This is a genomic window from Streptomyces sp. NBC_00038 (assembly GCF_026343635.1).
Lineage (GTDB): Bacteria > Actinomycetota > Actinomycetes > Streptomycetales > Streptomycetaceae > Streptomyces.
In genome coordinates this window covers 8248700-8266884 of record NZ_JAPELQ010000001.1, presented here as the reverse complement: position 1 = coordinate 8266884, position 18185 = coordinate 8248700, and the positions used below count along the sequence as shown (strand labels likewise).

The 18185-nt window shown below is 70.8% G+C and carries 16 protein-coding genes; 6 read left to right on the top strand and 10 right to left on the bottom strand.

The window, feature by feature from the left end; translation table 11 throughout:
* Positions 1-75 precede the first annotated feature (75 nt).
* Complete coding sequence (locus OG219_RS37270; protein WP_266834122.1) at positions 76-1125, bottom strand: rhamnogalacturonan acetylesterase; 1050 nt, start codon at positions 1123-1125, stop codon at positions 76-78.
* Positions 1126-1315: 190 nt separating this feature from the next.
* Between OG219_RS37270 and OG219_RS37265 the strand changes: the two genes are divergently transcribed.
* Positions 1316-2992 carry a rhamnogalacturonan lyase B N-terminal domain-containing protein gene (locus OG219_RS37265; RefSeq protein ID WP_266834120.1) on the top strand — a complete coding sequence of 559 codons (1677 nt, stop codon included), beginning with the start codon at positions 1316-1318 and terminating at the stop codon, positions 2990-2992.
* Between the two features lie 7 nt (positions 2993-2999).
* Here the strand turns inward: OG219_RS37265 and OG219_RS37260 are convergent, their stop codons facing one another.
* Positions 3000-4409 carry an RICIN domain-containing protein gene (locus OG219_RS37260; protein ID WP_266834118.1) on the bottom strand — a complete coding sequence of 470 codons (1410 nt, stop codon included), beginning with the start codon at positions 4407-4409 and terminating at the stop codon, positions 3000-3002.
* A gap of 296 nt (positions 4410-4705) precedes the next feature.
* Between OG219_RS37260 and OG219_RS37255 the strand changes: the two genes are divergently transcribed.
* The gene (locus OG219_RS37255; protein WP_266834116.1) at positions 4706-5485 is read left to right on the top strand and encodes a tetratricopeptide repeat protein; all 780 of its coding nucleotides are present in this window, start codon (positions 4706-4708) and stop codon (positions 5483-5485) included.
* 43 nt (positions 5486-5528) lie between these two features.
* Here the strand turns inward: OG219_RS37255 and OG219_RS37250 are convergent, their stop codons facing one another.
* On the bottom strand, positions 5529-5936 hold the full coding sequence (locus OG219_RS37250) for a RidA family protein (protein WP_266834114.1): 408 nt from the start codon (positions 5934-5936) through the stop codon (positions 5529-5531).
* Positions 5937-6063: 127 nt separating this feature from the next.
* Between OG219_RS37250 and OG219_RS37245 the strand changes: the two genes are divergently transcribed.
* Together OG219_RS37245 and OG219_RS37240 are read left to right on the top strand one after the other, a co-directional pair.
* A complete protein-coding gene (locus OG219_RS37245; protein WP_266834112.1) occupies positions 6064-6444 on the top strand; it encodes a helix-turn-helix domain-containing protein in 381 nt (126 codons plus the stop codon).
* Between the two features lie 7 nt (positions 6445-6451).
* Entirely contained in the window at positions 6452-7198 is a 747-nt protein-coding gene (locus OG219_RS37240) for a PIG-L family deacetylase (RefSeq protein ID WP_266834110.1), read from the top strand.
* 112 nt (positions 7199-7310) lie between these two features.
* Here OG219_RS37240 and OG219_RS37235 read toward each other — a convergent pair whose 3' ends face one another.
* From OG219_RS37235 to OG219_RS37215, 5 genes are all read right to left on the bottom strand, one after another.
* Positions 7311-9497, bottom strand: a complete 2187-nt coding sequence (locus OG219_RS37235) for an MMPL family transporter (RefSeq protein ID WP_266834108.1) — start codon at positions 9495-9497, stop codon at positions 7311-7313.
* Positions 9498-9503: 6 nt separating this feature from the next.
* Positions 9504-9740, bottom strand: a complete 237-nt coding sequence (locus OG219_RS37230; RefSeq protein ID WP_266834106.1) for a hypothetical protein — start codon at positions 9738-9740, stop codon at positions 9504-9506.
* A 231-nt stretch (positions 9741-9971) separates the two neighbouring features.
* A complete protein-coding gene (locus OG219_RS37225) occupies positions 9972-10640 on the bottom strand; it encodes a response regulator transcription factor (RefSeq protein ID WP_266834104.1) in 669 nt (222 codons plus the stop codon).
* Positions 10637-11797, bottom strand: a complete 1161-nt coding sequence (locus OG219_RS37220; RefSeq protein ID WP_266834102.1) for a sensor histidine kinase — start codon at positions 11795-11797, stop codon at positions 10637-10639. Before OG219_RS37220 ends, OG219_RS37225 begins: the two co-directional genes overlap by 4 nt.
* Positions 11798-11874: 77 nt before the next feature.
* Entirely contained in the window at positions 11875-12786 is a 912-nt protein-coding gene (locus tag OG219_RS37215; RefSeq protein WP_266834100.1) for a LysR family transcriptional regulator, read from the bottom strand.
* 96 nt (positions 12787-12882) lie between these two features.
* On the opposite strand from OG219_RS37215, the gene OG219_RS37210 reads away from it, so the two are divergent.
* Both OG219_RS37210 and OG219_RS37205 read left to right on the top strand, forming a co-directional pair.
* Positions 12883-13710 carry an oxidoreductase gene (locus OG219_RS37210; protein WP_266834098.1) on the top strand — a complete coding sequence of 276 codons (828 nt, stop codon included), beginning with the start codon at positions 12883-12885 and terminating at the stop codon, positions 13708-13710.
* A gap of 193 nt (positions 13711-13903) precedes the next feature.
* Positions 13904-15997 carry an autotransporter gene (locus OG219_RS37205; protein ID WP_266836357.1) on the top strand — a complete coding sequence of 698 codons (2094 nt, stop codon included), beginning with the start codon at positions 13904-13906 and terminating at the stop codon, positions 15995-15997.
* Between the two features lie 24 nt (positions 15998-16021).
* Here the strand turns inward: OG219_RS37205 and OG219_RS37200 are convergent, their stop codons facing one another.
* Positions 16022-17308 (bottom strand): MFS transporter, encoded by a 1287-nt coding sequence (locus OG219_RS37200; protein ID WP_266834096.1) that lies wholly within the window; start codon positions 17306-17308, stop codon positions 16022-16024.
* 63 nt (positions 17309-17371) lie between these two features.
* The gene (locus OG219_RS37195) at positions 17372-18154 is read right to left on the bottom strand and encodes a trans-aconitate 2-methyltransferase (RefSeq protein ID WP_266834094.1); all 783 of its coding nucleotides are present in this window, start codon (positions 18152-18154) and stop codon (positions 17372-17374) included.
* Positions 18155-18185 lie beyond the last annotated feature (31 nt).

The window sequence follows — 18185 nt, the reverse complement described above, 5'->3', positions numbered from 1 at the left end:
CGGGACTCCCTCACGAGACGGGCCGGTCACGGGATACCTGGGGCGCCCCGGTTCCGGACGGGACGCCCCAGGAGCTCATCCCACCCTTACGAGGCCTTCCGGCACTAGTTCCTGGGTGACGAGTTCGTCGCGGACCAGGCCCGCGTAGACCGTCGCGCCGTGCGCGGAGGTGTGCGTGTTGTCGCGCTTCTCGTTGTAGAGGTAGAGCGCCTTGGAGCCCTCGACGCCCAGGGATTCGACGAGGGCCTTGGTCTTGGCCGTGAGGTCGATGAGCGGGACGTCCTCGGCGGCGGCGACGGAGCGGGTGACGGCGGGGTGGTCGACTCCGAGGCCGTTCACCAGCAGTGCGGTGCCGTTGTTGAGCGTGCCGTCCGAGTTGAACCAGCGGCGGACGATCGGGGTGACGAGGACCGGTTCGCCGCCGCGAGCGCGGACGCCCGCGACGAGGGTTTCGAGGTTCGCGCGGTACGTCGCCTCGTCGGTCGTCTTGTCGTTGTGGGCCAGCTGGATGAGGACGAGGTCGTGCCGGTGGATCAGCGGCTGGACGGTCGGGAAGAGCGCCGGGGTGGCGAGGTAGGTGACCGTACTCTCCCCGGAATCGGCGTAGTTGGCGACCGAGACGCCCTTGCGGAGGTACTGCGGAAGCTGCTGGCCCCAACCCGAGTACGGGTCGCCGGGCTGGTCGCAGACCGTCGAGTCGCCGACCAGGAAGATCTGCCGGGTGTGGGGGCGGGCGGGGGTCACGCGGATGTCGGCCAGCGCGGGCGCCGTGCCGCCGAGCACCAGGTCGAGGCCGGGGGTGCCCTCGGTCCCCGTCGGCTCGCCCTCGGGGGTGCGGACGTTCACGGTGAAGCTGCGGGACACGGGGCGACCCGCCTCGGTGGCGGTCTCCGGGAGCAGGGAGCGGCGCGTCTCACCGCTGACGCTCGTACTGGCGGCGGCCTCCCCGCCGAGGACCACGCGGACGTCGTACGTACCGGGCCCGACGTCGAAGTGACAGGCGCTCGCGGTGCAGTTGTCCAGGCCGAGGGCAGGTCCTCCCTCGCGCGCCTGCGCCGGCGTGACCGCCGACAGCGCGGTGGCGGCCGTCACCGCCGCCAGCACGGCGATGTTGAAACGTCTCATTGCGGCTCCTCCAACAGGACGACAAGACCTGGCGGCTGGACCGTACCGCGCTGGGCAAGCGCTTTCTAGTGCCCGGCGCGATTTCACACGACTTCCAACTCCCTGCCAACGAAAGCCCTTTCGCGAAATCGATTCAACTGGCACGCTGCCAGGCACCTGCACCCCCACACCTCCCGAAGGAGGCACCCCCATGTCCGGATCCGCTCGCAGACCGGTCCGCCGCCGCACCTTCGTTCTCGGCAGCGCGGCCACCGCTGCCGGCGCGGCCCTCTCCGGCCCACTCGCCGGCACCGCGCAGGCCGCGAGTTTCGGCTACACGGACGACGGCTCGAACTACGTCATCGACACCGGCGCCAACCTGGTCTTCAAGGTCAGCAAGACCAACGGCGACCTGACCTCGCTGGTCTACCGCGGCACCGAGTACCAGGGGTACGACGGCAAGAACTCGCACGTCGAGTCGGGCCTCGGCACCTCCACCGTGACGATCACGCAGTCCGGTTCGACGATCCTCGTCTCCGTCACGTACGGCACGCTGAGGCACTACTACGCGGCCCGCAGCGGCGAGAACAACGTCTACGTGTGGACCAACAAGGCAGACACCTCGGTCTCGGCGACCCGTTACATCGTGCGCGTCAAGGCGGGCCTGTTCCTCAACGACGAGCCCGATTCCTACACTTACGCGCCCACCACCATCGAGGCGGCGGACGTGTTCGCCAAGTCCGACGGCCAGACCCGCTCGAAGCACTACTCGAAGCTCCGCGTCATCGACTACGACTACGTCGGCTGGACGACGGGAAGCGTCGGCCTGTACGTCGTCCGCTCCAACCACGAGAAGGCCTCCGGCGGCCCGTTCTACCGCTCGCTGCTGCGGCACCAGAGCGCGGACGGCGGCGGTCTGTACGAGATCCTCTACTACGGCGAGAACCAGACCGAGGCGCAGCGCTTCGGTCTCCAGGGTCCGTACGTCATCGCCTTCACGGACGGCGGTTCGCCCTCGTCGGCGCTGTTCCCTGGCACCCTCACCACCTCCTGGGTGGACTCGCTCGGCATCTCCGGGTACGTCGCCGCGGGCGGCCGGGGCCGGGTGGCGGGCGTCGGCATCTCGGGGCGTGACACGGCGTACGCGTATACGGTCGGGCTCGCCAACTCGGCTGCCCAGTACTGGGGTTCGGCGCGGGCGTCCGACGGCTACTTCTCGGTCTCCGGGGTCCTTCCGGGGACGTACACGCTGACCGTCTTCAAAGGTGAACTCGCCGTCTACACAAGCTCGGTGACGGTGACGGCGGGTGCGACGACCACCCTCAACACGATCGCGATCCCCTCCTCGAACGACCCGGCCAACGCGAGCGCGATCTGGCGGATCGGCGCCTGGGACGGCACGCCGAGCGGGTTCAAGAACGCGGCGCTGATGACGTACGCGCACCCGTCCGACCCCCGGGCCGCCGCCTGGACCGGCAACGTGGTGATCGGCAGCGGCAGCGAGACCGCGTCCTTCCCGGCGTACATCTGGCAGGGCGTCAACAGCGGTCTGCTGGTGTACTTCAAGCTGACCGCCGCGCAGGCCGCCGCCGCCCACACGCTGCGGATCGGGGTGACGACGGCCTACGCGAACGGGCGACCGCGCGTCACGGTCAACAGCTGGGTGTCGGCCATCCCCTCGCCGCCCACCCAGCCGAGCACCCGTTCCCTGACGGTCGGTTCGTACCGGGGCAACAACCACACGTTCACCTACAGCGTTCCGGCCAGTGCGTGGCTCGCGGACACCAGCCAGTACAACGTGCTGAAGATCGACGTGGTGAGCGGTTCGGGGACGACCGCCTATCTGAGTGCGGGGACGTCCTTCGACGCCCTCGACCTGCTGGCCTGACTCCCGGTCAGGTCCCGCGCGTCCACTGCTGGTTGGTTCCTCCGGTGCAGGTGTACGTGATCAACGCGGCGGAGTTGGCGGTGGACGCGCCGTTGACGTCCAGGCACTCGCCGCTCGCACGGGACTTGAGGGTGGAGTAGCCGCCCGAGGCGGTGACCGTCCACTGCTGGGTGGTGGCGCCGGTGCAGTTCTCCTGGGTGACGTTGGTGGCGCCCTCGGTCAGGCACAGGGAGCTGCCCCGGCCCATCAGTTGGTAGTAGCCGCTGCCGAGGGACTTGAACCAGAACTTCTGGTTGTTGCCGCCGTTGCAGTCGTACTGCTTGATCTGGGCGCCCTGCCACAGCGACTGGCTGGTCACGTCGGCGCACCTGGCGGAGTGCCGGGCGATCAGCGTCTCGTACGTGGCGCTCGCCCCGGTGACCGTCCCGGCGGTCGTGTCGACGGTGACCTCCGGCGTCCAGGACATGGACATCGTGGTCGTCGTCGGGAAGGTCAACGGCAGCCATACGTAACGGGAGTCGTTGACGGTGCCGCCGAAGGCGTTGCCCCAGCGGTCGCCCATATAGAGGTACGAGGTGCCCGAAGTGCCCTGCACGGGAAGGACGTACGCGGTCTGCGAGCCGAATGTCGTCGAGTCGCCGATGTTCGTCATCGCGGTCCACGGCCCGGTGATGCTCGTGGCCGTCGCGTACTGCTGCTGGTTGGGGTTCCAGCCCGTGGCGCCCGAAGTCAGCATGAAATAGACGCCGTTGCGCTTGAAGAGCGCCGGGGCCTCGCGGTGGCCGTTGTGCCAGGGGTCGGCGACCAGGGCGGCGATGCCGGTGTAGTCGGCGGTGAGCCGGTAGATCTGGAGGTCGTAGTTCTCGCGGGCGGCGGAGATCATGTAGCCCGTGCCGTCCGTGTCGACGAACACGGTGATGTCGCGGGACATGTGGGTGCCGAGCGGGCGGAAGCTGCCCTGCCAGGTGTAGTTGCCGTCCACGGTGTCCGACACGGCGACGGCGGCGCGCGCCTCGCCGTAGTCCGTGCCGTTCTCCTTGTGCATCCACATCACGAACTTGCCGGTGGACGCGTTGTACATGACCTTCGGACGTTCGATGTTGGCACTCGCCAGCTCGCTCGCACTGGACTGGGTCAGGACGTGGTTGCGGAACTCCCAGTTCTTCAGGTCGGTGGAGCGGTAGGCGTCCACGTACTGGAAGGTGTTGTCGGCGTTGCGGTGCTCGCCGAACCAGTAGTAGTAGCTGCCGACCTTAATGACTCCGCCGCCGTGGGCGTGCAGGGCGTTGCCCGAAGTGTCCGTGAACTGGGTGCCGTTGGTGATGGTCTGGGGTGCCGCTGCGGCAGGTCCGGCGGTCGCGAGGGCCGCGGCGACCGCGAGACAGAGGGCGACGAGGACCGCGTACACACGTCTCATTTCACACACACTCCTTGAGGGGGGCGGGCGGCTCATGCGGTGACCGCTCGTCCGTCCATCCCGTCCGATCCGTCCAGCTGTCCGGAATATCGAACGGAATCTGTGATTACGAACGTGCGGCCGCCGAAAAGGTAAGCGGTTGCCATGGCGGGGTCAACGGGTCTGACGGGACGGGTCCGCGCGCCCGTGACCGATCCCCTTCCGGAGCTTCGGCGGCGTGGCCTGTTCCGGGATGCCCTCGTCGCGGGTGTCGTACCTACGCTGTGAGCAGGTGGCGGACGAGGGGCGGATGCCATATGACCGGAGAGTCGTGCGCGGGATGCGCCGGGACGATGCGGGCGCTTCGGCGGCAGTTGCAGCGAGCCGCGGAAGACCGGTCCATGGCGGGGATCGGTCTGTCGCGCACAGACGGCGCGTGGTCCGCGGATGGATCACCTGAGGACGGTGACGAACTGACGGACCGGGTGGCCTTCTTCGAGCAGCAGGTCGCCGAGCGTGAACGCGTGCTCGGGCCCGAGCACCCCGACACCCTGTCCTCCCGCAACAATCTCGGGGGCGCCTTTCAGCAAGCGGGACTCCTCGACCGGGCCGTGTCGTTGTTCGAGCGGAACCTCTCCGACACCGAACGCGTCCTGGGACCCGACCATCCCGACACCCACGCCGGCCACAACAACCTCGCGGGCGCGTACGAGGCGGCCGGCGACCCGGCCCGCGCCATCCCGATCTACATCCACGCCCTGGCCGGCCGCCAGCGCGTCCTCGGACCCGAGGACCTGCGCACCCTGCTGTGCCGGGACAACCTCGCCCGCGCCCACGAACTCACCGGGGACCCGGCCCGCGCCGTCCCCCTCCACGAGCGCACCCTCGCCGACCGCGAACGCGTCCTGGGCCCCGGCCATCCCGACACCCTGCTCTCCCTCAGTAATCTCGCCTACGCCCATCACCGGTCCCAAAACCGCGAGAGGAGCGCGGAGTTGTTCGCGCGGGCCCTGACCGCCGGCGAACGTCACCTCGGGCCCGAGCACCCCGCGACGCGGCACGTCCAGGAACTGCTGAGCCATGTGCGGGGTGGTTGATCCGGCGTTCCCGAGCCGGCGGCGGGGCCGGGCGGGCGGATGTTCAGTCGAGGATCGCGGTGACCTCGATCTCGACCAGGTGGTCGGGGATGTCCAGTGTCGCCACGCCGATGAGCGAGGCGGGCGACTTCGGGGTGACCCCCAGCTTCGCGGCCGCGCGGGAGAGGCCCTCCAGGAAGAGCGGCATCTTGTCGGCGGTCCAGTCGACGACGTAGACGGTCACTTTCACCGCGTCGTCGAAGGAGGCGCCGGCCGCGGCCAGGGCGGTGCCGGCGTTGAGGTAACTCCGCTCGACCTGTGCGGCGAGGTCGCCTTCGCCGATCGTGACCCCGTCGGCGTCCCAGGAGACCTGACCCGCGACGAAGATCATCTTTGTCCCGGTCGCGATCGACACCTGATGCAGGACATCGACTGCCGGAAGTCCGTCGGGATTCACCAGGGTGATGGCCATACTGCCCGCCTCCTCATTGCGTGAGCCCGGTCGTGCCGGGACTCGTGCTCTCTTGTGGTTACTCGGGAACCGTAGGAGAGTGTGCTCTGACATGGAAGAACGCACTTTTCAGTGACTGGGGAACCTCATGGTGACCAAGCAGTTCAGCGGCTCGCGCGACGAGGCGGACCTGAGGCGAGCGGACTCCCTGGCGCGGGAGATCTTCTCCGACGTCGCCAACAAGTGGGCGTTGCTGATCATCGAGGCGCTGGGCGAGCGCACCCTGCGCTTCAGCGAGCTGCGGAACGAGGTGGAGGGCATCAGCCACAAGATGCTCACCCAGAACCTGCGCATGCTGGAGCGCTACGGCCTGGTCGACCGGTGCGTGCACCCCACCGTGCCGCCGCGGGTCGAGTACACCCTCACCGAGCCGGGCCAGGCCCTGCGAGTGACGATCGACGGACTGTGCGACTGGACCCACCGGTACCTCGGTGACATCGAGGCCTCCCGCCACCGCTTCGACGCCTGACGGACCGATGGCCGTGCCGAGCCTGCTCGCGGTTTTCGCCCACCCCGACGACGAGTCCCTGTCGGCGGGCGGAGTGCTCGCCCGTCACGCGGCCGCGGGCGCTCGTACCGCGGTCGTCACGGCGACCTGGGCCGCGGGCACCCCACGCGCCGCGGAGCTGGCCGAGGCGCTGCGGATCCTCCGGGCCGGCAAGCCGCGGCTGCTCGGCTACGCCGACGCCCGGGTGCCGCGGTCGGCCCCCGGCAGGGCGCGGTTCTGCGATGCGCCGCTCGACGAAACGGTGCGTGAACTGGTCGCGCATCTCCGGGAGTTCCGCCCGGAGATCGTGGTCACCCATGACGCCTACGGCGGGCTGACCGGTCACCCGGACCATGTGCACACGCACCGGGTGACCATGCTCGCCGTTGAGGCGGCCGGACTCGAGCGGCTCTACCCGGACGCCGGTGAGCCCTGGCAGCCGAGCGCCCTGTACCTGGCCGCGCACCCGCACTCGGCCCTGCGGGTGTGGGGCGGACACCTGGCTCCCACGGGCAAGGCGATGCGCAGTGTTCCGGACGAGTGGATCACCGTGACCGTCGATGTCGGCCCCTGGCTGGAGCAGAAGGTCGCGGCGGTACTGGCGCACCGCACCGAGGTGGAGCGGGGAGCCGCGCCGGGGCTGATCGCCGGCCTCCCGGCGTCCGAACGGGAACAGTTGCTCTCCACCGAGTGGTACATCCGCCACGACCCTTCTCCGTGGCGGATGCTCCGCTGATACAACCGGCTGGAAGGTCGCCGCGATCGCCGCCCGGTTCAACGACCGTCCGCGCATGCGCTCGGCCGGACACCCGGCCGAGCGCATGCGGGCAATCCTTACAGGCCCGTCGTCAGCTTTCCGCAGGGCGCTCGAGCGCCACCGTGGGCAGCCACCGGGCGAGCGGGGCGGGCAGCCACCAGGCCCACTTGCCGAACAGTTGCATGACGGCCGGGACGATCAGGCAGCGGATGACCAGCGCGTCCACCAGGATCGCCACGGCGAGACCAAGGCCGAACTGCTGGAGCATCCGGTCGGCGCTCAGCATGAAGGCGCCGAACACCACGATCATGATCGCCCCGGCCGCCGTGATCACCTTGCCGGTGGAGGCCAGTCCTTCCCGTACGGCGAGGGAGTGGTCCTTCGTTCGCTCCCACTCCTCGTGGATCCGCGAGACCAGGAACACCTCGTAGTCCATGGAGAGCCCGAACACGATCGCGAAGATCAGCACGGGGAGGAAGGCTTCGATCGGCCCCGGCTGCACCCCGAACAAGCCGTGCTGGAACACCAGGGTCATGGCGCCGAGCGCGGCGGTGATCGAGAGCAGGTTCAGTAGGGCTGCCTTGACGGGGATCAGGATCGACCGGAAGACCAGCATCAGCAGCAGTGACGACAGGCCGACGACAACGGCGACGAACAGCGGGAGCCGCTTCGAGACGGTGTCCGCGAAGTCCTGGGAGGCGGCGGTGGCGCCGCCGACCAGGATCTTGGCGCCGGTGTCGCGCTCCAGGCCCGGGGCCACGTCGTCGCGCAGGTGGTGCACGAGGTCGGTGGTGCCTTCGTCCTGCGGCGCCGTCTTCGGGTAGACGATCACCGTGGACAGGGCGCCGTCCTCCGAGGGCATCGCCGGGCTGGCCGCGGCCACGCCCTCGGCCTTGGCCAGCTCGGCCCGGACGGCCCGGCCGGCGGCCGCGTCGCCCTGCGCCAAGACGACCAGCGGACCGTTGAAGCCCGGGCCGAAGCCCTCGGCGAGCAGGTCGTACGCCTGCCTGGAGGTCGTGGTCTTCGGGTCGTTGCCCGCGTCGGCGAAGCCGAGGCGCATGCCCAGCGCCGGTGCGGACAGGGCCAGCAGGGCAAGGACGGCGACCAGCAGCGCGGGCAACGGACGGCGCTGCACGGCTGTGGCCAGGGCCCGCCAGCGGCGGCCTTCGACCCTTCCTTTCGCCGCGGACTTGGCGGCCTGCTTCAGGACGTGGCGCTGGATGCGCCTGCCGAAGATCGCCAGCAGCGCGGGCAGCAGGACCAGCGAGGCGGCCATCGTGGTCAGCACGGTCAGGGCCAGGGCGAGCGCCACGCCCTGCAGAGAGCCGAGGCCGAGCGCGACCAGGCCGAGGAGGGCGATGATCACGGTGCAGCCGGCGAAGAAGACCGTGCGGCCGGCGGCGTCCAGGGCCTTGCGCCCGGCTTCGGCCGGATCCGCGCCGTGGGTGAGCTCGTGGCGGTAGCGGTAGAAGATCAGCAGGGCGTAGTCGACGCCGACGCCGAGTCCGACGAGCATCGTGATGGGCGGCGTGAAGTCGGCGACGGTGAAGACGTGCGAGGCGAGAACGATCAGGCCGAGGGCGGAGCCGACCGCGAAGAGGGCGGTGATCAGCGGCACGGCGGCCGCCACCAAAGAGCCGAAGAGCAGCCCGAGGATGACCACGGCGGCCACGATGCCGGCCAGTTCCGCGGTCGGGCTTCCCTTCTCCTCGGCGCCGCGCACGGCCTCGCCGCCGAGCTCGACCTGGAGCCCGTCCGCCTCGGCACCCTTGGCGGTGTCGATGATCGCGGTGACGTCCTCCTTGGGCACGGCCTCGGCCTTGCCGTCGAGCGTCACGGTGGCGTAGCCGATCGTGCCGTCCTCGGACACGGCGGAGGCATCGGCGTACGGGCTGCGTACATCGGCGACGCCCGGCAGCCCCTTCACCTCGGCCAGCATCTTCTCCACGGCGGCCTTGCGGCCCTCGATGCCCTGGCCGTCCTTCAGCACGATGTCGACGCTGTCGCCGGCCTGGTCGGAGCCGTGCTTCGTGAACAGGTCGGTGGCCGCTTGGGAGTCGGTGCCCGGCAGGGCGAAGTCGTCCTTGTACGCGGATCCTGCGGCCCCGGAACCCAGCGTGACGGCGGCCACGACGGCCACCCAGAGCAGCAGGGCGGCCCAGCGGTGACGCTGCGCCCAGCCGGCCAGGGCGCCGAACCGGCCGCCGCGCGGCCGATCCGGCCGGTCCGGCGGTGCGGGCGGGGCAATGGGCGCGGCTGAGCCGCGGGTGGGAGACATGGGTGACTACCTCGGATTCGAGCGTGAGTGACCTGACGGAAGGCGTGAGTGGCCTGGCGGAAGAAGCGCACCCGCCACGGCGCCGCACAACGTGGGCACGGCGATGCCCAGAGCGGCGAACACGCCGTCGACCTCCAAGGCCAGGGCCCCGGCGGCCGTGACGAGCAGCATTCCGGCAGCTGCCCCGACGAGCGCGCCGACGAATGCAGCCGTGGCCCGTCCGGGAAAGGGGGGTGCGTTCATGCCCTCGATCGTGCACGCGTGACAGGGGCCGAATCGTCAGCCTGCGGCTGACACTGGGCGTACCCCAGCGGATGCAGGCTGCCACCGCCTCGTACCCCAGCGGTGCCTGGTGCCACCGCCTCGTACCGCAGCGGTGCCGGGTGCCGCCACCCCATACCCCAGCGGTGCCGGGTGCCGCCGCCCTCGAACCCCAGCAGTGCCGGACGCGCCGTCCGCCCGCGGGCCGGCCTACTACTCCGCCAGCCAGCCCGGGCTGACCATTCCGGACTCGTACGCCAGCACCACGACTTGCGACCTGTCCCGCGCCCCCACCTTCGACATGATCCGGCTGACATGTGTCTTCGCCGTCGACGGAGACAGCACCAGCCGCGTCGCGATCTCGTCGTTCGTGAGCCCCGCGGCCACCAGCTGCATGACCTCGCGCTCCCGGGCGGTGAGCGCGTCGAGCCGGGGATCCGGCCGGGGTCCCTTCACCCGGCCCGCGAACTCGGCGATGAGCCGCCGGGTGACCGACGGGCTGATCAGGGCGTCGCCCCGGACGGCGACCCGTACCGCCTGCAGCAGTTCCTCCGGCTCGGTGTCCTTCACCAAGAAACCCGCCGCCCCGGCGCGCAGCGCCCCGTACACGTAGTCGTCCAGATCGAAGGTCGTCAGGATGACCACCTTCACCGACGCCAACCGGTCGTCTTCGGCGATCACCCGGGAGGCTTCCAGCCCGTCCATCCCCGGCATCCGGATGTCCATCAGGACCACGTCCGGCCCGAACTCGCGGCAGGCCGAGACCGCGGCCTCGCCGTCCGCGGCCTCGCCCACCACCTCGATGTCGTCCTGGTCCTCCAGGATCGACCGGAACCCGGCCCGGACGAGCCGCTGGTCGTCCGCCAGCAGGACCCTGATCATCGGTCACTCCGCTCCGTCGGCTCTCCCGTGGTCCCGTACGGTAGCCGGGCCCGCACCGCGAATCCGCCCTCCGGCCGCGGGCCCGCGGCCAGCTCGCCCCCCAGGGCCCGCGCCCGCTCGGTCATACCGGCGATCCCGCTGCCGCCACCGGACCCGGCCGGGCGGGCCACCTCGCCCCGGCCGTCGTCCTCGACGGCCAGGGTCAACTCGCGGTCCCCGTAGGCAAGTCGGATCGTGACATGTCCGGCGCCGCTGTGCTTGGCGGCGTTGGTCAGCGACTCCTGCGCGATCCGGTACGCGGCCAGGTCGACCGGGGCGGGCAGCGAGCGTTCGGCCCCGGTCCGCTCGATCCGCACGTCGAGCCCCGCCGGCTTCGCGGAGGCCACCAGCTCCTCGGCCCGGGCCAGCCCCGGCGCGGGTGCCGTGGGCGCCTCCTCGTCGACCCGGCGAAGCACCCCGAGGGTGGCCCTGAGCTCCCGCAGGGCCTCCCGGCTGCCCGCCTTGATCGCGCCGAGCGCCTCCTCGGCCTGGGCAGGGTCCTTCTTCAACCGGTACAGCGCCGCACTCGCCTGCACGTTGATCATCGAAATGTTGTGCCCGATCACATCGTGCAGCTCGCGGGCGATGCGCAGCCGCTCCTCGGTCGCCCGCAGCCGCGCCTCCTCCTCGGCGTACGCCACCCGGCCGTGCCGCACGGTGCCGAGGGCCACCACAGCGACCAGCCAGCCGGTAAGCATGAACACCGCTGTGCCGGTGACATCGCTGTTACCGAACAGGGTGCCCACGGACACGCCGATCACCATGACCGCCGCCATCGCGGCAGCCGCCTGCAGCCGGCCCCGGGCCGCGATGGCGTACAACACCACGATCGGAACCACGACCAGCGGACCGTCGATATCGCTCAGCACGTAGTAGACGCCCGTGGCCGGCACCGTGAACCAGCCCACCGCCACCGGATACCGGCGCCGGAACAGCAGCGCTCCGCACACCGCCACGATCAGCAGCCAGGACCCGATCAGCGCGGGCATCGAGTCCGTGCCGTTGCTCAGCCTGGGGCCCTCGGCGACTACCACCAGCACGAACACCCCGAAGGCCAGCACAGCGTCGGCGCGGGCGCCGCGAGGCAGCCGGAGACGGATCTGGTCGAAGGACGGCACGAGCCCATTCTCCCCGACCGATCAGCTGCCACGAGGACCGCTTCCGTCCGCAGGAGTTCAGAACTGCTCCGCTGAGTTCAGCCGGTGTCCCGGCCGCCCGAGGCAAGGCGGCCCGCCTCCGCGTAGGCCCGCACCAGCGGACGCCCGTCGCCCGCCCGCCAGGCGAGGGCGAACCGGCTCGGGGGGAGGTCGCGAACGGGGCGTGTGACGACGCCGCCCCGGGTGAGCAGGGGCGCGTTGCCCGCGGCGAGCAGGCAGACGCCGCGGCCGTCCACCAGCGCCTCGTACGTCTCGTCCGCGCTCGCGCACTCCGCGCCGATCCGGGGCGGGCGGCCGGCCCGGGCGTCCAGGGCGAGCCAGTAGTCGCGCAGCACCCCGGCGGACTTGGGGATGGCGATGAAGGGTTCGTCGAGGAGGTCCGCGAAGTCGATCTCCTGTCGGGGTGCGAGGCGATGTGTGTCCGGCAGCGCGACATGGCGCGGCTCCTCTGCCACCACCACCCACTCGTACCGCTCCGCGTCCGGAACCGGCAGCCACACGAACGCCGCGTCCACCGAGCCGTCGGCGAGCCCGGCGCTGGAGTCCTCCCAACTCACCTGCCGCAGCTGGACTTCGGCCTGTGGGTGCGCCTCGCTGAACCGGGACCTGATGGCCGGCAGCAGGCCGCCGCGCCCCGGGCTCGTGCTCATCCCTACGACGAGGGTGGCCTCCTGCTCGGTCTTGGCACGCTCGACGGCGTCGGCCGCCGCGTCCCAGTCTGCGAGGACCCGCCGCGCGTACGGCAGCAGGGCCGTGCCCACCGCGGTCAGGCGCACGCCCTGCCGGTCCCGCTCGAAGAGCTCGGCCCCCAACTGGCGCTCCAGCATGCGAATTTGCTTGCTCAGCGCGGGCTGGGAGACGAAGAGTCGCTCGGCGGCTCGCGTGAAGTGCAGGTCTTCGGCGACCGCGACGAAGTAGCGCAGGTCCCGCCCGTGGACGTCCATGGCCATAACCATTGGCTATCACGACGGGTCTTGGACGGGCGAGTTGGTTTCCGGCGAGGCTCGTCGCATCGAAAGCGCCTTACGAACACAGGGGAGTCGGACATGGGCAAGGTATGGCTGGTCACCGGTGCCAACAGTGGTTTCGGGCGGGCGTTCACCGAGGCGGCCGTCGGCGCCGGAGATGTCGTGGTGGCCACGGCTCGCAGGCCCGAGGCGCTTGCCGACCTGGTGGCGGCGCACCCCGACCAGGTCGAGGCGCTCGCCCTCGACGTCACGGATCCGGCGGGCATCGCCTCCGTCGTGGCCGATGTGGTGGAGCGGCACGGCAGGATCGACGTGCTGGCCAACAACGCGGGCCGCACCCACGTCGGGGCCGCTGAGGAGACCACCGACGCCGAGCTGCGCGATCTGTTCGAGGTGCACTTCTTCGGCCCGGCCGCGCTGGTGCGTGCGGTGCTTCCGCACATGCGGGAGCGGCGTTCCGGGGCGATCGTTCAGCTGAGCAGCATGGGCGGGCAGATGTCGTTCGCGGGGTTCTCGGCGTACAGCGGCACGAAGTTCGCACTTGAGGGTTTCTCCGAGGCGCTGGCGGACGAGGTCGGTCCGCTCGGCATCAAGGTCCTCATCGTGGAGCCGGGCTCGTTCCGCACGGGGCTGTTCGGCAGCGCGAGCGCCAGCGAGGAGATCGCCGACTACGCCGACACGGTGGGTGCCACCCGCCGGACGGTCGCCGGCTCTGACGGTTCCCAGCCGGGTGACCCCGCGAAGGCTGCGGGGGCTGTCCTTCGTGCCCTCGCCGCGGAGGACACGCCGCTGCGGTTGCCGCTCGGGAGCGATGGGGTGGATGCGGTGGTCGGGCATCTCGACTCGTTGCGGGCCGAGATCGCCACCTGGGAGAAGGTGGCGCGCGACACCGCCTTCGAGGCGTAGCCGCTGACGCGGGGGGCCGGGTATTTGTCCGCGGGTGCGTGGGGGCTGGACATTTGTCCGCGGGTGCGTGGGGGCTGGGCGCGCAGTTCCCCGCGCCCCTTGAGGGGCGTCCATGCCAGGCCCCGTCTTGGGTGTGACGTGGGTCACCTCCGGGTTTCTGTTATTCCAGGGTGTCCGGTCCGTCTCCCCGTATGTGCGTATCCAGATCTACAAAACAGCCTCGGCCGTCGCCGCCCTTGCGGTTGTCGTCGTCATGCTTGCCGCACCGCCTGTGGCTGCCGCGGGCGGTGATGTCACCGCGGACGTGGTCGCGGGGCGGGACGTGACGCTCACCGGTGACTCGGTGGTGACCGTGCCGGCAGGGACGACCACGTACGACGGGGTGTTCCGGGGCGAGGGGACGCTCACCGTGCGCGGGAGCGGGACGTTGATCCTGACCAAGGACAGCGACTTCACGCTGCCCAAGACGCGGCAGCGGCAGAAGGTGAGCATCCCGGGCGGCAACCACCCATACGTCACCGTGGCCGACCCCGACCCGCCCGCCGTGACCGTGGAGAGGGGCGCCACCCTCCAGTACGGCACCGGTGGTGCGACCGGGCTGATCGGCAGTTTCCCGTACAACACCCCTGCGTTCCGGCTCAACCAGGACAACATCCGGGTCGACGGCACACTGCGGCTCTCCCTGACGAGCGCGTACAACCTGGGCACCATCAGCGGTTCCGGGCTGATCACCCAGCCCCGGTTCCTCTGGGGGACCTGGGATCTGTCGGGCACTCACGCCTTCTCCGGGGTGATCGACAACGGCACGCAGGCGAACGCCGGACGGCCGGAGTTCGCGACGTCGCTGCCGAACGTCCGCAAGGTCCTGAACCAGGGCACCTGGACCGTGGACACCCCGCTCGGCCAGACCGTCACCATGGGGATGGACTTCTATCAGCGGGAGTACGGCAGCGACATCAACGTCCAGTCGCGGCCCGGCAGCAGGGTGGTGCTCACCGGCCAGTACAGCTGGTCGGACCAGGGTGATGACACCAACCCCTCACTCAGCGGCCCCGCCCTCAACTGGACGCCCGCGCGGAAGAACGTCAACAAGCGCGGCACCAACATCAAGGGCGCGGACGTCCAGTGGGGTGACGGGACGACGAACAAGATCTTCATGCCGGGGACCGCCGAGACCGTGTACATCAACCTGCTGGCGGCCAGGTCCCGTTCGCTGCTCACCTTCGACTACAACGGCCCGGTGACACTGGGCGCCCCCATCGGCGGCGGCCGGTTCCACGACACGTTGTCCGCACCCGGCGCCGGGGACATCGTCATCAAGGGGACGAAGGGCAACGACGTGACCTTCGCCGCCGTCCAGTACTACAACGGCTCGACGACCGTCGAGAAGGGCGCGGTGCTGCGGCTGGGCAGCGGGAAGTCCGGCGGTGACGGCGGGCTCTACACCAAGGGCGACCTCTACAAGGTCGTCAACAACGGCTCGCTGGTGCTGCGCAACACGAGCAAGGCGCTCGCCCTTTCGCGGATCGGCGGCAGCGGCTCGCTCACCCAGGCGGGCGCCGCGACGACGACGCTGACGGGCGGCGAGGTGACGTACACGGGGACTACGACCGTCTCGAAGGGGACGCTCGCCCTGACCGGCGGCGCCTCGCTGGCACGCAGCAAGGCGATCCGGCTGACCTCGACCGGGGCACGACTGGACGTGCGGGCGACGGGGCTGCGGGTGGCGACCTCGCTGACCGGCAAGGGCACGGTGACGGGTTCGGTGACGAACGCGGGCGAGGTCACCGGCGGGCTGACGGTCACCGGCGACTACACCCAGGACGCGAAGGGCGTACTGGTCCTCCGCGAGAAGCCCCTGAAGGTGACCGGCACGGTCCGGCTGGCCGGGGACGTGGACCTCTCGTCCGCCGGTACCGACCCCGCCCCCGAGATCACCGTGCTGAACCACACGGGCGACGCGAAGACCACCGGCACCTTCACCGGCCTCCGCGAGGGCGCCAAGCTCAAGCTCGCCGACACGACGTACCGGATCAGCTATCGCGGGGGCGACGGAAACGACGTGGTCCTGAAGGCGATCACGAAGAAGGCCGCAGCCTCGGCGACCCCCTCCGCACCCGGGACGGCACCCGCCACGACGACGGCCGCACCGGCCGGCGCCGACAGCACCCGCCCTTGGTGGCCCCTCCTCCTCATCCCGCTGCTCCTGGGTCTGCTGCTCGTGCCGTCGGTCCGGCGCAAGCGGTCGCGGCGCGGCAGCGGACGGCGGCACGCCGCGGCACGCTGAGCCATGGGGTGCCGGGTACCGCCGCTACGGCGCGGCGACCGGCCCGCTCCCTGTCGGCTCGGTGCACTGCCCGGCATCAGCGGGCCCGTCGCCGGTGCGGAGGTTGCGTACGGCGGGTGCCAGGAGAGCCCCGACGGTGGCCAGCACCACCAGGGCCGCGCAGCCCGCCAGGGCCCGGCCGACGCCGATGACGGCGGCCACGGGTCCGGCGACGAGCAGTCCGAGCGGAGCGAAGGCCAGGGATCCGAACCAGTCGTAGGAGCTGACCCGGGACAGCACGTCCTCGGGGACCTCACGCTGGATCGTGGTGGCCCACAGCACGGCGAAGACGTCACCGGCGACGCCGGCGGCGAACATCGCGATGGCGATGAGCCAGACCGGGGCCCGGACACTCAGCAGGGCGATCGGCACGGCGGCCGGGAAGGTGGCAAGGACCGCCACCAGAATGGGCCGGTCGACGCGTACGCGGGCGGCGAGCCCCGCTCCGGCGATGGTGCCCAGGGCCCCCGCGGCCACGACGACCGACCAGGCCCGCGCTCCGCCCAGGTGCTGTTCGGCCGTCAGCGGGCCCAGGACACCGACGTTGGCGTTGAGCGCGGCCATCACGACGGCGTACTGGACGACGACGACCCACAGCCACTGGCGGGAGGCGAACTCCTGCCAACCTTCGCGTAGGTCCGCCCAGCCCGACGACGACTTGGAGGGCCGCGCGGCCACCCGGAGGCGGGCGGTGAGCGCGGCGCTGACCACGAAGGACGCGGCGTTCAGTGCCAGCGCCCAGCCGGCGCCGACCAGCGCCACCGTCACACCGGACAGCGCAAGGCCCAGCAGCAGGGAACTGTTGGTACCCACGCGCAGCAGGGCGTTGGCCTGCTGCAGCCGGCCGGCGGGCACCACCAGGGGCACGATGCCGTCCATCGCGGGGGCGAACAGCGCGGTCGCCGTGCCCGCCGCGACAGCCAGCAGACACATCGCCACCAGCGGTGCGTGACCGGTCAGCACCAGGGCGGCCAGCCCCGCGTACGCCCCCGCGCCGAGCACGTCGGCCAGCGCCATCAGCCGTGCCCGCGACATCCGGTCCGCGATGACCCCGCCCAGCAGGATGAAGACCAACTGCGGCAGCGCCTGACAGGCCAGCACCAATGACAGCCGGCCCGGGCCCGCCCCCGGCAGGGCGAGGACCGCGAACGCCAGCGCCACCCGCGCGAAGCCGTTGCCGAGTACGGAGATGATCCGCGCGCCGGCGAGCAGCGCGAACTGCCGCTCACGCCACAGCGGCGACCTGTCCGGGGGGAAGGAGGAGATCGTCACGGCCAGGGACTCTATGGGGCCGTCGGCAACTCCGGTTCGTATCCGGCCACTTCGCGGCCCGTCTTACCTTCTGCGCCTGGCCGTGATGAGTTCGTGCAGCGTGCGCTTCGTGACGCTGCCTCCGTATTGGTTGTCGATCAGGTCTCTGATGGAGTCGAGCAGGCCGGTCAGTGCGGTGGCGTCCAGGGCTCGGTGTCCGGAGAAGGTGCGCAGGAGGTCGAGGTATTCGGGGGCCGAGTACGTGATCTCCTGGGTGAAGCGCTGGACCTCCACGGTGTCGAGTTGCTCGGAGCGGTCCAGTTCGCCGGTGTCGGGGGTCAGGGTGGCCTCGTCCGGCAGGCGGAGGCCGGGCGGAGTGGCCGGGTCCCAGCGTTCGTAGCAGCGTTGGACCTGGTCGAAGAAGTCCCGGTCCCAGTTCCCGCCGGCGACGTGCTCGGTGGTGATGAGGGCGAGCATGCCGCCCGGGGCGAGGGCGGCTGTCGCCCTGGGCACCCGTACCTCGGGGTCGACCCAGTGGAAGGCGGTCGCGCTGACCACCAGGTCGAAGGGCTCCTTGGGCGGGGTCCACTCCTCGAAGGCGGAGACCTCGACGCGGGCGTTCGGGAACGGTCGCAGCTTGCGCCGGGCCAACGCCGCGAGCGCGGGCCCGAGCTCGACGGCCGTGACGCGGCAGCCCAGCCGCGCCAGGGGAAGGGTCAGCTGTCCCGTTCCCGGGCCCACCTCGAGGACTCGGCTTTCCGGGGACAGGCCGGCTTTGTCGGTCAGCGCCTCGAACAGCGCGGGCGGGTAACCGGGGCGGGCACGGTCGTAGAGCTCGGCATCCTCGTCGAAGACTTCACGCAGCATGGTCCAAGGCTAGGCCGCCGCCCTTTCCACC

What these genes read in the sequence shown, in the direction of transcription:
- OG219_RS37195 (WP_266834094.1), bottom strand. Translation starts at nt 18,154, where the DNA reads ATGCTGCGTGAAGTCTTCGACGAGGATGCCGAGCTCTACGACCGTGCC.
- OG219_RS37250 (WP_266834114.1), bottom strand. Translation starts at nt 5,936, where the DNA reads ATGGCCATCACCCTGGTGAATCCCGACGGACTTCCGGCAGTCGATGTC.
- OG219_RS37255 (WP_266834116.1), top strand. Translation starts at nt 4,706, where the DNA reads ATGACCGGAGAGTCGTGCGCGGGATGCGCCGGGACGATGCGGGCGCTT.
- OG219_RS37245 (WP_266834112.1), top strand. Translation starts at nt 6,064, where the DNA reads ATGGTGACCAAGCAGTTCAGCGGCTCGCGCGACGAGGCGGACCTGAGG.
- OG219_RS37240 (WP_266834110.1), top strand. Translation starts at nt 6,452, where the DNA reads ATGGCCGTGCCGAGCCTGCTCGCGGTTTTCGCCCACCCCGACGACGAG.
- OG219_RS37230 (WP_266834106.1), bottom strand. Translation starts at nt 9,740, where the DNA reads ATGAACGCACCCCCCTTTCCCGGACGGGCCACGGCTGCATTCGTCGGC.
- OG219_RS37260 (WP_266834118.1), bottom strand. Translation starts at nt 4,409, where the DNA reads ATGAGACGTGTGTACGCGGTCCTCGTCGCCCTCTGTCTCGCGGTCGCC.
- OG219_RS37215 (WP_266834100.1), bottom strand. Translation starts at nt 12,786, where the DNA reads ATGGCCATGGACGTCCACGGGCGGGACCTGCGCTACTTCGTCGCGGTC.
- OG219_RS37265 (WP_266834120.1), top strand. Translation starts at nt 1,316, where the DNA reads ATGTCCGGATCCGCTCGCAGACCGGTCCGCCGCCGCACCTTCGTTCTC.
- OG219_RS37270 (WP_266834122.1), bottom strand. Translation starts at nt 1,125, where the DNA reads ATGAGACGTTTCAACATCGCCGTGCTGGCGGCGGTGACGGCCGCCACC.
- OG219_RS37225 (WP_266834104.1), bottom strand. Translation starts at nt 10,640, where the DNA reads ATGATCAGGGTCCTGCTGGCGGACGACCAGCGGCTCGTCCGGGCCGGG.
- OG219_RS37210 (WP_266834098.1), top strand. Translation starts at nt 12,883, where the DNA reads ATGGGCAAGGTATGGCTGGTCACCGGTGCCAACAGTGGTTTCGGGCGG.
- OG219_RS37235 (WP_266834108.1), bottom strand. Translation starts at nt 9,497, where the DNA reads ATGTCTCCCACCCGCGGCTCAGCCGCGCCCATTGCCCCGCCCGCACCG.